The 13801-nt window shown below is 36.4% G+C and carries 17 protein-coding genes; 14 read left to right on the top strand and 3 right to left on the bottom strand.

Features of this window, described 5'->3' with window-relative positions; translation table 11 throughout:
• From AC5KOD_RS18245 to AC5KOD_RS18225, 5 genes are all read left to right on the top strand, one after another.
• Positions 1 to 342 (top strand): hypothetical protein, encoded by a 342-nt coding sequence (locus AC5KOD_RS18245; RefSeq protein ID WP_496916023.1) that lies wholly within the window; start codon positions 1 to 3, stop codon positions 340 to 342.
• Entirely contained in the window at positions 339 to 1037 is a 699-nt protein-coding gene (locus tag AC5KOD_RS18240) for a DUF1963 domain-containing protein (protein WP_496916022.1), read from the top strand. Before AC5KOD_RS18245 ends, AC5KOD_RS18240 begins: the two co-directional genes overlap by 4 nt.
• Positions 1010 to 1183: a hypothetical protein gene (locus AC5KOD_RS18235; protein WP_496916021.1), complete on the top strand. Its 174-nt coding sequence runs from the start codon at positions 1010 to 1012 to the stop codon at positions 1181 to 1183. Before AC5KOD_RS18240 ends, AC5KOD_RS18235 begins: the two co-directional genes overlap by 28 nt.
• Before the next feature lie 50 nt (positions 1184 to 1233).
• On the top strand, positions 1234 to 1926 hold the full coding sequence (locus tag AC5KOD_RS18230; RefSeq protein ID WP_496916020.1) for a hypothetical protein: 693 nt from the start codon (positions 1234 to 1236) through the stop codon (positions 1924 to 1926).
• A gap of 132 nt (positions 1927 to 2058) precedes the next feature.
• Positions 2059 to 2694 (top strand): DNA alkylation repair protein, encoded by a 636-nt coding sequence (locus AC5KOD_RS18225; protein ID WP_496916019.1) that lies wholly within the window; start codon positions 2059 to 2061, stop codon positions 2692 to 2694.
• A gap of 208 nt (positions 2695 to 2902) precedes the next feature.
• Here AC5KOD_RS18225 and AC5KOD_RS18220 read toward each other — a convergent pair whose 3' ends face one another.
• The 3 genes from AC5KOD_RS18220 to AC5KOD_RS18210 are packed head-to-tail and all read right to left on the bottom strand — an operon-like array spanning position 2903 to position 7056.
• The gene (locus AC5KOD_RS18220; RefSeq protein ID WP_496916018.1) at positions 2903 to 4135 is read right to left on the bottom strand and encodes an amidohydrolase family protein; all 1233 of its coding nucleotides are present in this window, start codon (positions 4133 to 4135) and stop codon (positions 2903 to 2905) included.
• On the bottom strand, positions 4135 to 5373 hold the full coding sequence (locus AC5KOD_RS18215) for an amidohydrolase (RefSeq protein WP_496916017.1): 1239 nt from the start codon (positions 5371 to 5373) through the stop codon (positions 4135 to 4137). The genes AC5KOD_RS18220 and AC5KOD_RS18215 overlap by 1 nt, the downstream gene beginning before the upstream one ends.
• Before the next feature lie 18 nt (positions 5374 to 5391).
• The gene (locus tag AC5KOD_RS18210; RefSeq protein ID WP_496916016.1) at positions 5392 to 7056 is read right to left on the bottom strand and encodes a peptide ABC transporter substrate-binding protein; all 1665 of its coding nucleotides are present in this window, start codon (positions 7054 to 7056) and stop codon (positions 5392 to 5394) included.
• A 181-nt stretch (positions 7057 to 7237) separates the two neighbouring features.
• Between AC5KOD_RS18210 and AC5KOD_RS18205 the strand changes: the two genes are divergently transcribed.
• The 9 genes from AC5KOD_RS18205 (at position 7238) to AC5KOD_RS18165 (ending at position 13212) form a co-directional block, all read left to right on the top strand.
• Positions 7238 to 8107 (top strand): LysR family transcriptional regulator, encoded by an 870-nt coding sequence (locus AC5KOD_RS18205; protein ID WP_496916015.1) that lies wholly within the window; start codon positions 7238 to 7240, stop codon positions 8105 to 8107.
• A 17-nt stretch (positions 8108 to 8124) separates the two neighbouring features.
• Positions 8125 to 8577 (top strand): hypothetical protein, encoded by a 453-nt coding sequence (locus AC5KOD_RS18200; RefSeq protein WP_496916014.1) that lies wholly within the window; start codon positions 8125 to 8127, stop codon positions 8575 to 8577.
• Positions 8578 to 9326: 749 nt separating this feature from the next.
• Positions 9327 to 9695, top strand: a complete 369-nt coding sequence (locus AC5KOD_RS18195; RefSeq protein ID WP_496916013.1) for a hypothetical protein — start codon at positions 9327 to 9329, stop codon at positions 9693 to 9695.
• A gap of 148 nt (positions 9696 to 9843) precedes the next feature.
• On the top strand, positions 9844 to 10188 hold the full coding sequence (locus tag AC5KOD_RS18190; protein ID WP_496916012.1) for a winged helix-turn-helix transcriptional regulator: 345 nt from the start codon (positions 9844 to 9846) through the stop codon (positions 10186 to 10188).
• Positions 10189 to 10239: 51 nt separating this feature from the next.
• Positions 10240 to 10644 (top strand): pyridoxamine 5'-phosphate oxidase family protein, encoded by a 405-nt coding sequence (locus AC5KOD_RS18185; protein WP_496916011.1) that lies wholly within the window; start codon positions 10240 to 10242, stop codon positions 10642 to 10644.
• A gap of 328 nt (positions 10645 to 10972) precedes the next feature.
• Entirely contained in the window at positions 10973 to 11545 is a 573-nt protein-coding gene (locus AC5KOD_RS18180) for a TetR/AcrR family transcriptional regulator (protein ID WP_496916010.1), read from the top strand.
• A 14-nt stretch (positions 11546 to 11559) separates the two neighbouring features.
• Entirely contained in the window at positions 11560 to 12291 is a 732-nt protein-coding gene (locus tag AC5KOD_RS18175; protein ID WP_496916009.1) for an ABC transporter ATP-binding protein, read from the top strand.
• Positions 12292 to 12304: 13 nt separating this feature from the next.
• Entirely contained in the window at positions 12305 to 12994 is a 690-nt protein-coding gene (locus AC5KOD_RS18170) for a hypothetical protein (protein ID WP_496916008.1), read from the top strand.
• A gap of 26 nt (positions 12995 to 13020) precedes the next feature.
• Positions 13021 to 13212: an LPXTG cell wall anchor domain-containing protein gene (locus AC5KOD_RS18165; protein WP_496916007.1), complete on the top strand. Its 192-nt coding sequence runs from the start codon at positions 13021 to 13023 to the stop codon at positions 13210 to 13212.
• Positions 13213 to 13801 lie beyond the last annotated feature (589 nt).

The raw sequence follows: 13801 nt of genomic DNA, 5'->3' as shown, positions 1-13801 counted from the left end.
ATGAGTAATATCAACGTTGTGACCTTGTGTGGTTCGATCCGATTTAAAGAACACTTTAAAGCAATTGAAGCAAAATTAACACTCGAAGGAATGAGTGTTTTAAGTCCCTGTTTTTTTGAAACCAACGAAGAAATTGAATTAACTGAGGGGCAAGTAGCATTGCTTGGAGATATTCATTTGAAAAAAATTGATTTATCTGATGAGATAATGGTGATTGACATAAACGGGTATATTGGCGATAGGACTAAAAAAGAGATCGACTATGCGGTTCAAACGAATAAACCTGTTACTTTTTATTCGCAAGAAGTAAAGATTAATAGTCAGGAGTTGAACATAAAATGACAATAGAGGAAATAAAAAAGCAGTTAGGCCGAGAGGCGACAATGTTTATAGTTGGTGGTTTTAGGCCATCATTTGATAGATCTGAGAGTTGGCTTGGTAAAGTGGATTTATTTAATAATGATGAGGGGATACCTAATGACGAAGAAGGCTTGCCGATGATCCCATTGCTTCAGTTGAATTTAGAAAAACTTCCGTTTGTTCCCTCTTCTTTGAAGAAAACTAAGCTACTTACTGTTTTTATTTCACAAAACTTGCCATGTGACCTATTGCCAAATGGTTCTCATTGGCTAGTACGAGAATATCAAGCTACTAGTGAGCTTCAAAAGCGGGAATTTTCGAATGATTCTCTAAAACTCAAGCCATTTCCTTTAAAAGAAACCCTTATTTCTGAAGACTTTCCTGTTTGGGATGATTCATATAGCTTTGAAAATAATGTTGAGGAGGCTATTTTACGTTTAGAAAATGAGGGAGTTATAGAGAACTATTATGATACTTTTGATATTCAATATGAACATAAATTAGGCGGGTATCCGACTTATTGTCAATCAGGTATTTCATTTGGCGAAGGTTTCGAATTCGTTATGCAAATTATGTCTGATTCAAAAGTAGGTTATTCGATAGGGGATTCTGGCATTCTATTTTTGGCAAAAAATAAGGAAACAGGCGAATGGTTACTGTATTGGGATTGTTATTAACTGTTGAAAAGGATAAACTGATGGAAATTAAGCGTAGTGGTTACAATGATAGAAATGGATGTTCACTTAATGATGGTGATGAAGTGTTAATTGAATTTTTTGAGCGAGGTTATTGGGCAGATTACAATACAGCTTTTTATGACTAATAAACAGTTTAGATTTACTAAAAAAGTAATCATTAGAAGGGGGAACGTTAATGCAATCTGCTATGAATAAGACGATTCTTAAATTACTACTGATTCTATCTATAGTTGCTCTTAGTGCATGCACGGCAGATGTCGACAAAATTATTGATCAACGGAAAGAAGTTGAATCCGATAGTTCTAGCACACAGCAATTTGATAAAAAGAAAGACATAGATGAGGTGAAGGAGAAGATGGTTCTATTAGTGTCACCTTCAGTATATGCTCAACATTTTCTTAACACCACTGTTTTTACTTTGTCTAAAACGTCAACAATTGATGAGTTAAATGCGATTAAGGGTGACTTGAACAATAGCTTTTATTCGGAATGGGAGAGTCTAATTGATGAAAAAAAGCAAGCGATCGTTTTTCTTCAAAAATATGTGGGGGATCAAAAATTAAGTAGGGTTTTATTTGAACAAACGGATACTGTAGAAGAGCAGAGTAAAGAAATAGTTAATCAGCTGGCAGGTATACATGATCAAGAACAATTAACGAATTTTGTCGAAAATTTGGAAGATATTTACAATTCATATGACATGGTAATGACTATTTTAACGACTGAACTGTGCTATTTGCCAGATGATTTAGGGTATACAGAGTTAGAAGGGAAAAGAATTGCTGTGCAAATCTATTCCATTGCGTTACATAGATACAGCGATCAGAGTATAGCAGAAAAATTTGATAAGGAAAACATGGTGAAGTAGCTCTCAATAGTTGCAAGAGCATTAAAATAAGTCTGGCTCATCAAAAATGATAAAATAAATTATTAACTAGAAGAGCAAGCTAAGTCTTCTCAAATAAAAATTGACATAAGGACAGATGAAAGGATGATCACCGTGATTCAAAAAGCAGAGATACTAAGCCAAATAACTAATCCTTCGACAAAATTAGGCGATTTGCGAAGGATAGCTAAAGAAATTAAAAAGGATCATGCATTAGCAATGGAACTTTGGGCGACAGAGCAGTATTTAGCGCGCCAATTAGCAATCCTTATTATGGATAAAAATAAGCTTACTCAGGAACTGATTGATGAATTGGATGCAGATATTCAACGACATAATTTAACGGAAAGAAACCAGTTAATTGATTGGTTAATGGCAAATCAGTTAGCCAAAAGTAAAAAAACAATTTCACTTATGGAGTCTTGGTCCACGAGTTCATCACCGCTTCAAAAACGTGTTTTCTGGTATTATCAAGGTCGATTGCGGTGGATGGGGAAAACGCCACCTGCCAATACGGAAGAATTGCTGTCGTTGATCGAAGCGCAACTTGAAACGGAAGTTCCAGAAGTGCAGTGGGCGATGAACTTTACAGCTGCCCAAATTGGCATTTTTCAAAAAGAGTATCGTTTGAGATGTATTCAATTAGGTGAAGAGGTAGGACTGTACAAAGATGAAAAAGTGGCAAAAAATTGTACGCCTAATTATTTACCCTTATATATCGCCATGCAGGTTGAAAAATTAAATACGTAGCTGGCACCGAACATTGTTTGAGTTAGCGGGTCAATTTTTAACAGCTGCTAAAAAACGTAGGGAGCGAGTAAAAAAAGGAGAGTTATTAGGAATATTTGATTGAAAGAACTAAAAGCTAAAGCCCCCTTGCTGTCAAGACATGACAGTAAGGGGGCTTTAGTGATTTCGACACCTATCAATTTTTTTAATGAACGACTGACTGTGATTATTACGTGATAATTATCGGCTCAATCCAATGGCCATTCAGTAGTATTTTTCTTTTTTGTGGCAATCTAGCAATCAATTCCGCTGATGAACTTGTTTCGGTAAACAGGATATTAGCGGCACTCCCAATTTTTAACCATGGGGTTTGATTGTCTTGGTATATCTTTTGCCCGCCTGTTACTAAATCAATGGTGTCACTAATTTGTGTTTCAGTGATTTTTCCTGTGAGTTGACAAAAATTAGTTGCTTTTTCTAGAAGGTCACTTGACACATAAGAACTCCAAGAGTCAAAAAAGCCATCACAGCCTAGGTAAACCTCACCACCTGCTTGCCTAATTTTATCAATAGGTGGCAGTGCTTTTTGTTGCCCATAAGGAATAGTTGACATGATCGCCATTTTATTCGCTACAATTCGGGTGATTAATTCATCTTGTTCCCCGTCACTAATATCGCCTAAAGAGAATCCGTGACTGATGGCTGTTCGATTTTGGTAATGATTGTCTTCCACCATATCTAACCATGTTGAATAAGTATAGGCTCCTAGATGTCCCCGATCATGTAGGTGAATATCCACATCCGCATCAAAATCTGTGGCAAGATTCATTATTTCATACAGTGAATGTTCTACCGCGTTGTCAATACCACCAGGATCTAGGCCTCCGACCATCGTTGCGCCATGTCTCATCGCCGCTTTCATTAGATCAGTCATGCCGTCGACTAATAGCCCGTGTTGGGGAAAGGCAACGACTTCAAACGTCAGTAGATGTTTATAGGCGTCAATAGCCTCGAGCACTCCTTCTAGGTTTTTCAAGCCAATGTAAGGGTCAATATTAACATGGGTTCGGATATGATTGACTCCTCGACGCATCATCGAGTCGATCATCTTACTTGCTCGTTCTTGCGTGGATGCGGCAAGTAGGGGGAGTTCATTTGCTTCAGCGGCTAATCGCTCTTTTAAATTCCCAACAGGTAGGCTAGCTCGCCATCCAAGGGTCATATATGTTTTATCCAAGTGATTATGCATATCTTTCAATGTGGGAGTGGCAAGTAAGCCATTCATCTCATAGATATCGCCATCAAAGTCTTTTGAACTCAGTTGAGTCATTGGTGTCAGTGCTTCGATTTTATTATCAGCAATCACAATTGAAAAGAGTTCTTTGACAGGTTGCATTAAGCCATAGCTATCTTCTTTGTGGATTAGCTCAAAATAGACATTATCTAATCTCATTTTTGCCATTACTCACCCACCTCAATTCTTTCAGTCGCTTCATGTACTAATTTCCCTTTTAAAATAGTTAGTGTAACCTCTCGTTTTCTTGCAATCCCATGAGCAGAAGTCTCAGCATCCACTAAAATTAGATCAGCAGCATCCCCTACTTGGGGCCAAACCTGTTCTCCCTCATCGTTTAAAGGCGTGACATTGTTGGTTGCATAACGCCATATTCGACTCAACTGATATTCGTCGCTCAATCGGAAGCGCTCAGCAAGTGTATTCATTTTTTCAATTGTGTTGCCTGAACCAAAAGGAGACCAGTGATCAATCAAGCTATCATGACCAAGAGAAACAGCAATTCCGCCGTGGGTCAACTCTAAAACAGGCATGGTGTTACGAGTGAGAGAGATGGGAATGGTTGTAGCTAAATCAATTTGGGCTGACTTAAAACCTGCGATGATTGCTTGCAGTGATTCGCCTTCTAGATCACCTAAAGCCATCGCATGACTTAGTGTGATGTGCCCTTCTTTCTGGGCTTGTCGCGTATAGTCAATGACTTTATTAAATTCATATTCTCCCAAGGTATCTCTATTATGTAAATGAATATCGATCCCTTTATCATGTTTAACCGCTAAATCAAAAAGTTGAGTTAGGGACTTATCCACATGCTTATCAACGGTAGAGGGGTCGACTCCACCGACATGGGTCGCTCCCAATGACATTGCCTGATCCATTAAGGGTAAAACAGCTGATCGTAATAATCCGTGCTGCGGAAAAGCAACAATCTCATAAGAAATCTGATCGGCATAAGAGGCTAACACCTTTTTTGTCAATTCGATGTGTTTAGTTCCTATATAAGGATCAACGTTACAATGACTTCTAATATGTCGATGGCCATTTTTGATATAGTGCTTAACCACTGCATGAGCTCGGTCTTCTGCCGTTTCTAACTGTCTCGGAAGTAAGCGGCTTTCTTCTTCAAAACGAGTAAAAATCCCATTGGTTATTGGACGAGGCGCTTGCCATTTGCCGCCAAAATAAGTTTTATCAATATGAATATGCATCTCTCTCATTGCGGGCATCACTAACTGATTTTTCCCATCAACGACGGTCATTTCTGGTGTTTCGACAATTTTTTTTGAAATTTGTGTCAGTTTTCCTCCGGTAATTAATACATCGAATTGTTCCGTTGAGGTACTAACGACCTGTTGGTTTACCTTATTAAAACCTGTTTCCAATCGTATATTCTTTAATAATAACAACGTTACGGACGCTCCTTCCTATTCTACATAAGCCCATTTTAATGAGTAAGTTGAGCCAAATGGATGCCAATACATCTCTTTAATTGATTGATTAGCCAAAATGGCCAATGATCGATTATAAATAGGCGCAATAACACTGTCGACATTAATCAATTCATTCTCAGCTTGGATAAAGTTTTCAAATCGTTTTTCCACATTTCCAGCATCTTTTGTTCGAGAGTCGGTTACTAATTGATCGTACTTCTTATTACTATAAGTAATCCCACCATTGGAATTGTTTGTGACAAAAATTCTCATAACCGTTAAAGGATCACGATAATCAGTCCCCCAACCAGAGAGTTCAATGTCATAATCCTTTTTCTGGTCCCGCTCAACTCTCACGGTAAATGGGACCTGAACAATTGTAATTTTCACACCAGGTAGATTGCTTTCAATCTGATTGGAGAAAAATTCTGCTGACATCTTTGCGACCTCAGTATCATCTGTTAAGAATTCTAAATTAATGTTATCACCGAGTTCTTTTTTGGCTAATTCGAGAGAGGCTTTAGCTGCCTCAGGATCGTATGTTAGATAGTCATTTTCTTTGCTCGCAACCTTAGTAAAGTCATCGCCACTAATTGGATCTTTTGTTTGCCCTTTAGGAATCAGATGATCTGTTGCAGTAGAACCATCTCCTAGAATATTTGTCACAAATGCTTCCTTATCGAAACTTTGGGCAATGGCTTTTCTTAAATTTTGATTATCAAGAGGTGTTTTTTTACCATTACGCTCACTATTTAGCTTTAAGAAAAATGTTACATATTGTTCAATTGGTAAAAATGACTTATTATCTTTATAATTTTTTGCAAATTCTGATGATAGCTTATTGACGACATCAACTTCGCCCCCCTCAAACAAATTAACAGCTGTAGAAGGTGTTTTGATCACTTGAACGTTAGCTGATTCCAGCTTCACGGCCTTTTTATCCCAGTAGTTTTCATTAGGAGTGTACGTCCATTTATCAGAAGAGACATCCCAATCGGTTAATACAAAAGGCCCATTGTATAAGCTGTTTTCTGATGTCGTGGCGTAGTCTTTTCCTTGTTCGGTGATAAAAGCTTCCTTTTTAGGATAGAAAATCGCAAAAGTTAGCAAGCTTTTCAAATAAGGAACTGGTCGTTCTAATTGAATTTCTAATGTGGTATCATCAATCGCAGTCACTCCCAGTGTTTTTGGATCTGCGCCATCTTCATAGATTTCCTTGGCGTTTTTAATCACACCAATCATCACATCCGCGTTAGGCGAGCCAATAGCCGGTGTGACAATTTGTTGCCAACCATAGACAAAATCTTGTGCCGTTACTGGAGAACCATCGGACCATTTACTGTCTTCTCTTAATTTAAAGGTGTAGGTTGTTTGATCGTCTGAAATTTCAGGCTCTTCCTTTGCCACACCTAAGACAAACTCATCGTCTTTCCCTAAGATGTAGAGGCCTTCGTATACCTGATTCATGGCTAATGTTGAGGTGGTATCGGCTGCTAAGGCAGGGTCCATTGTTGAAATTTGCGCTTCAGATGTGATGTTAATAACTTGAGCCACATCTTTGGTACTATCTGTTTCTTTTTTCTCCCCTTGACCACAAGCACTTAAAACCATTAGCGATAGTAAAGACATTATTGTCCATTTCCCTATAGTTGCTTTCATTATTTTTCCCCCTAAAAGTCAACACATGCCTTTCGTCTCATTATTTGCTATAATAATTAACAAAGCATTAGACTTCTCATTTTTTTTTAATTTAAACTAACTTATCATACATTAGCGATGAGCTCTAATACTAATAGTTGATGATAAGTATTGATTCTTTTTATGATAAGGAGGAAACGTGATGGATATTAAACAATTAACTTATTTTATCGAAATAGCCGAATCAAATACAATCACAGAAGCGGCCAAAAAACTATACTTAGCTCAACCAGCATTGAGCCAATCGTTAAAATCATTAGAAGAAATGGTTGGTGCACCATTAGTTAATAGAAATCGACGTCAGCACTCCTTAACACCTTCTGGGGAAATTCTTTATAAAGAAGCCAAAAAAATAATTGCGACAATTGAAGAGACAAAAAAGAAAATAAGTTTATCGGGTAAAGAGACTCTGGAAGTAATCAACGTTGGCGTCGATACAGTATCATCTCATTTGCTCTTACCAGCTATTCGCAAAATGAAAACGGCGTCGCCTAATACGAGTATAAATATCCATCAAAATGAATCGACAGTTTTGACGCAAATGGTACTGAAAAATGAGCTTGATTTTGCTCTTGTCGGCTTGCCGATTAATACCACACACTTGGAATCCATTGTTTTGGAAAAAAAGCCGCTTTACTTTATTTGCTCCAAGTCAGACAAAAAAAGAACCTCTATTGGCAGCTTACCAAGAACGATTATTAAGCCTTTAATTTTGCCAAACACCCAAGAAATCGGTACTTATCAAACGGTGATGGAGCATGTCAAAACACATTCGCAAACGATTCAAACCGTTTCTGGTTGCTCAGACATTGATTTACTCTTAACAATGGTGGAGGAAGATATGGGCTGTAGTATTGTTCCTGAATCAGTTCTCTCAAAAACAAATTATGATATTGATGTTTTATCAATCAATGAGCCAAATTTAACGTCAACATCTGGTTTGATTTATTCTAAAGAATTAAGATTAACGGCTACTTTTTCTCAGTTTATCGAGGTGTTAGTCGAGAGTTAGGAAGGGGAGCAGATAAGTTGAAAGCTAACCGGTTGTTTTTTAGCTTGATAGTAGTGGGAGGTTGCCTCTTTTTTTATGGTTGCAGCATAAATAGTAAGGAAGATAAAACCGAGCAAGCAGAGTCATCTAGCACTCAAATGAAGGTTAAAAAGTCAGAGAAAGATCTTCTTTCCTTATTTAAGGAACGTGGATTAATTAAGCAAGCTGATTCTGTGGCGTTACCAGAAGCTTACGGAGAAATATATGGAAAGCCATTATTAATACAACATTTTGAGATTGAGAAGGAAACAACCCTGGACGACATATATGGCGAACCGCCAAATGAAATGAGATCGGGCTTTCTCCTTTTTTATAAGACTGTCGAAGACATGCAGGAAGCGATGGGTGCAGTCCAACCAATTGAATTTTTTGATTTAATGGTAGGCCTCATGTCTTTCCCATTTCGCGGGATAAAGCTTTTGTACAGGTGAATAAAAATGTATCACAGTCAAAAATGGTCGAGTTTGAAACAATTGTGACAACGTATAATGGAGAAAATTAGCACTAATAGTTTGGCACTGATTATATCAGAAAGAAGTTCTTTAATATAACGCTAAAAAGAGACCGAACGCCCAAAATAGGGAGTCGGTCTCTTTTTATTTGTGTGAACATCTAGTCAGACTCAAATATCTATGAGTTATTATTTTTAATTTCCATCGAATGTAAAGATATATAGCATTATAACTACCAATTTATTCATGAGCTCTACAAATGATCAGCCACTTCCCTTGTTTTGATTGATTAAAAATGTATTTTATCTCTTTAAGAACTCTTCTCATAGCGCTCCTTTTTCAACCAAAGTCTTTATTTTCAGAGGGAGAGACAAAAGTCTCTTAAATCAGAAAAATATTTTGGTGACAATCAGAACGACTGATAATCGCCAAGATGTTTTGTGTGTATCCCGAAACGTAAAAAAAGAAGCATAAAAAAATGCTTGTATTCAGCTCATAATCTATTTTAGTACTATGATTCAGGAGGGTGAGACCTATGTCTTACTCTTCTTTCATTTATCATGAAAGAAGCAATTTCTATGATTTTGTAACAAACTGATTAGTTTTTGCAACAAAACGAGGATTGATATGAATGGCTATTTTAGGATGATATAGTTAATTCACAGGCAAGCAAGATAACTTATTTGCTTCACTTGAAAAAATAACAGAACTTATTGGAGGAATTTATTATGAACAATCACATCACATCGGCTTTTGGCAAAACACTTGTAGGCACATTTTTTTGGATCTTAGGGCTAGTCGTATTGTTTTCTCGACCATCACATGTAACTTTAACGCTGTTAGCTAGTATTTTAGTGGTAGCATTGATTTCAGCAACGGTCTTCGGTGTTTTATATAAGAAGCTTTGGGACACTCATTCTTTATCTTATGTGACTAAAATTGGCTTGTCTGCGATGATGAACTTAACAGCTGGTGTTGCGGCTATTTGGTTACTCTTTCCGACATTACTTACCGCTATCTTGCCTTGGGTACCCGTAATGTTGATGATAAACATTGGGTTGCATTCATTTGCAGCGAACTATTATGTGAACAATTAAGTCAATAAACAGACTCAGTTAGTGGGGAAGACATTCTTTAGAATGTTTTTTCTGCTATTTTTTTTATTAATGGAAGTAATTCAGATAAAAGTGCTGTTTGTTAACTCGTTGATAGTTGCTATAATAGACTAAATGGAGGAAGTAGAAAATGAAAATAAGAGAGAGGTACACGTGTCCTTTAGAGATTACGCATGACATCATTAAAGGGAAATGGAAGCCGATCATTTTATGGCAATTAAGTAAAGATGAAGGGTGCTCATTATCTGATTTAAAGCGTCATATAAATGGTATTAGTGAGAAAATGCTTTTGGAGCAATTAAATGAGTTACTCGAGTATGACATTATAGGGAAGAAAAGTTTTTCTGGCTACCCTTTAAAGGTCTCGTACTATTTAAAGGAACATGGCAAAAAGCTATTTGAAGCGCTAACGATTATGCAAGAAGTCGGCAGCGATATTCTATCATCACCGGCACACCCACAAAAAAGTAAGTAATGTCTCTAATGATTTAACTATGCTACTCTATAGGTAATTGGAGGAGATAGTATGAAGAACGAAAAAATAGTGAAACAGCTAATACTCTCGAGAGCGAACTGTTTTTTAGGATCAATTAATAAAGACAATTATCCTGTCATAAGAGCGATGTTAAGACCGATTAAAATTGATAATGACGTCCTGTACATGCACACTAATACTTCATCAACAAAGGTGCAACAGTTTTTAGCTAACCCTAAAGCCTGCCTATATTTTTGTGATGAGGAGAATTTTCAAGGTGTAACACTTATTGGAGAGATGGAGGTCTTGCTCGAGGAGGAAGAGAAACTGGTATTTTGGAAAGAAGAGTACAGAATGTACTATGCTAATGGTGAGGGCCTGTCTGATTTTACGGTTTTAAAATTTAATAGGATCAGCGGTAACTATTATCACGATTTTATAGTTGAGGATAGTTGAGTAGGGGTGAAAGCAAGTAAGGAAGCATATTCTAACTTGCTTTTTTGTTTATTTTACGATTATTAAAAAAAGTGTTGACACTATTTATTTATACGTGTATTATTATAAATGACCAAACGAACTAAATGAGTCAAAAATAAATGAAAATGGAAATGAGATGAATATGGCATTTGTTGAGAGAGAAAGAATAGTAAGAAAGTATATCTTAATTTGTTTATTTTACGATCAATAAAAAAAGTGTTGACAATAGTTATTTATTTATTTATTATTAAAATGACCAAACGGACAAATTGAGTCAAAAATAAAACGAAGTAGGAGCGTGGCAAATATGGCATTTTCTGAAACAGAGAGAAAGAATATTAAGGAACGGTTGCTATTGAATTGTGAAGAGAGTTGGGCGCTAGTTGGCTATAAGAAAACAAATGTAGATGAGTTATGTAAGAAAGCAGGAATTTCAAAAGGATCTTTTTATTTATTTTATCAATCAAAAGAGGAATTGTTTTGTGATGTCATGATTCAAGCACAGAAACGCCTAGTGAGATTGACGGAAGAGACTTTGGGAAGTAACCCAACAAAAAAAGACTTAACAAAGGCCTTACAATTGGTCTACCGAGAATATGTCAAGATTCCATTTTTAACGGAGACAGAGAGTCCTGATTTTATCGCATTTATTAACAGGCTATCTCCTGATAATCTCCAAGAATTGGAAAATCACGGAAACTATGACATACAAGAAATTATTAAACAATCGGGCTTAATTTATCGAATTGAAGAAGAAAAGGGGTTAGCTTCATTAGCACTTCTTTTGACATCGCTACGTGATACTCGCTCTTTACCGTGGGAATATTTAGACGTTTTTGATTTTATTTTAGAAACAGTAAATGACACTATATTTGAATAGAGGATGGATTTAATATGACTTATACGATACAAACAACAAACTTAACGAAAGAATTTGCTGGTAAGCCGATTCTTAACAACATTAATTTGGCAGTTGAAACAGGGAAAATATATGGATTGCTAGGGGCAAATGGCGCAGGTAAGACGACGTTGATGAAAATCATGCTAGGCTTATTGAAGCCAACATCTGGTGAAATGGCTATCTTAAACAGCAGTGTTAATGATGAAAAGAAAGACTATTTAGCTAAGATTGGCAGCTTAATTGAAACACCTGTCTTTTACCAAAATTTGACAGTCGAAGAAAATCTTACCATTCATTGTGAGTACTTGGATACTCGTTATGTAAAAGAAATTCCTGAAGTGTTGGAGCTAGTTGGCTTAGCTGGTATTGAAAAGAAATACATCAAGGAGCTTTCTTTGGGTATGAAGCAACGCTTGGCAATCGGACGCGCCTTATTGTGTCAACCAGAGCTACTGATTTTGGATGAGCCAATTAATGGGATTGACCCTGAAGGGATTGTTGATATTCGTCGTATTTTAGTCGATATTAATCAGAAACGAAAAGTAACCATTATTATTAGTAGTCATATTATCAATGAGATTGAAAAAATTGCTGATACCGTGGGGATTATCGAAGGTGGCAATCTGCTGGAAGAAATTCCTAAGGCGAGATTTCAAGAAGAAGGCTTTAATTTAGAAGAGCATTTTATTAGTATTTTACATACATCAAAAAAAGGGTATAACTAGGAGAGAATAGACGATGACAATGAAAAAGTTAGTAGCGATAGAATTAAAGAAAATGGCGTTAAATAAATATGTAAAGCATGCAATCATTGCCAATATTGCGATTGCTTGTTTGGTATTCATGACCACTGTGTTAACTTCTATGGGTGGTGAGGGTGTTCCTCAGATGGCTGTTACGACAGTGATAGATACTTTGGTGAAATCAACGTTTATCGTGTGGGAGTCTGTTTTAATTGCGAATTTTATTATTGAAGAGTTTAGAAGCAAGACAATTCTTCTCTTATTTTCTTATCCTTTAGATCGAAAAAAAGCGATTATTAGTAAGCTTCTTATCATTTTTAGTGTGATTTTTATTTCGATGTTTGCTTCGCAGCTTATTCAAAATGTGTTATTCTTCACCTTAAATCAATTTTTACCAATGATAAATTACAGTGTGACAGCCTCAGAAATTGCCGTAATGCTTTTAACCACAATGACGTCGATTTTATTAGGAATGTTGCCACTTTATGTGGGAATGGTTAATAAATCAACCGTGACAACGGTTGTTAGCTCGATTTTAATTGTTAGCTTAACAGTTAGCTCTGGTGGTCAAGATGGCTCTGGTTTGATTACTGTCTTGCCTGTATCAGTGACAATGGCTGCGGTTGGTGTTGGCTTGGCGTATATGGCTATCAAAAAAATGTTATCGGAAGATATTATACTTTAAACTTATTATACGAGGAGGAATTAATAATGACTGAATTTTTTAATGATTTACAAGTAAACACAGGGGTGGCTTTTTATGGCTCGATCGCGAGTATCGTATTGGGCGTTGTTTTGTTAGGTGTCGGTTTCTATCTTAAGAAAAAGAAAAAAGATTGGTGGATTATAGTGGTGTTATTAGGTGCGGCATCGGTTTGTATTAACGCGCTGCAATTGATGTAGATAGTGTTGTTCTAAGTGTAAACAGGCTCGATTCTAGTGAAGGTAACTGGAATTGGGCTTGTTTTTTAGTTTGAGGCTTATTATACGAAGTATGGAGTGGAGGGTCAGACGTTAAGATTAAATGGAATAGATTACCTCTTATTAGCCAATTAACAGAGCTATTTATTAAGTTTTATAAAGTTACTTATTCCTGAATTTCAATTTTCCCAATGGTCTTTACATCACGAGTGCCTTTGTCTGTATAGTCTAATAAGTAGACTTGTTTTGTATTAACTTTCCTGTTTTTTGTAAAGCTTAGTTGTTGATTGGAAGAAAGTATGGTCGTTGTTTATCTGTAGAAGTAATGGGACAAACTATGATTAAATTTGATGATTGGTTGTATTCGTCACGACTCATGCTGGTCGTCTTTTTTGAATGTCACTCCCCTTAGGCGTAATGTTTATTGATAGGTTATCTTCTTCATCTTTATAGTAGTAAAATTCTTGTCCTCACTGTTTCCATAGTGCACTGCTCCCCTTTTCTTACATTTTAGCATGTAATTACAAATGGTTAAAAAGTTATAAGTAGGAACTAAAGAAGAGCAAAAAAT

Source organism: Vagococcus sp. WN80Y (assembly GCF_059621045.1).
This window is presented reverse-complemented; position numbering and strand designations above follow the sequence as displayed.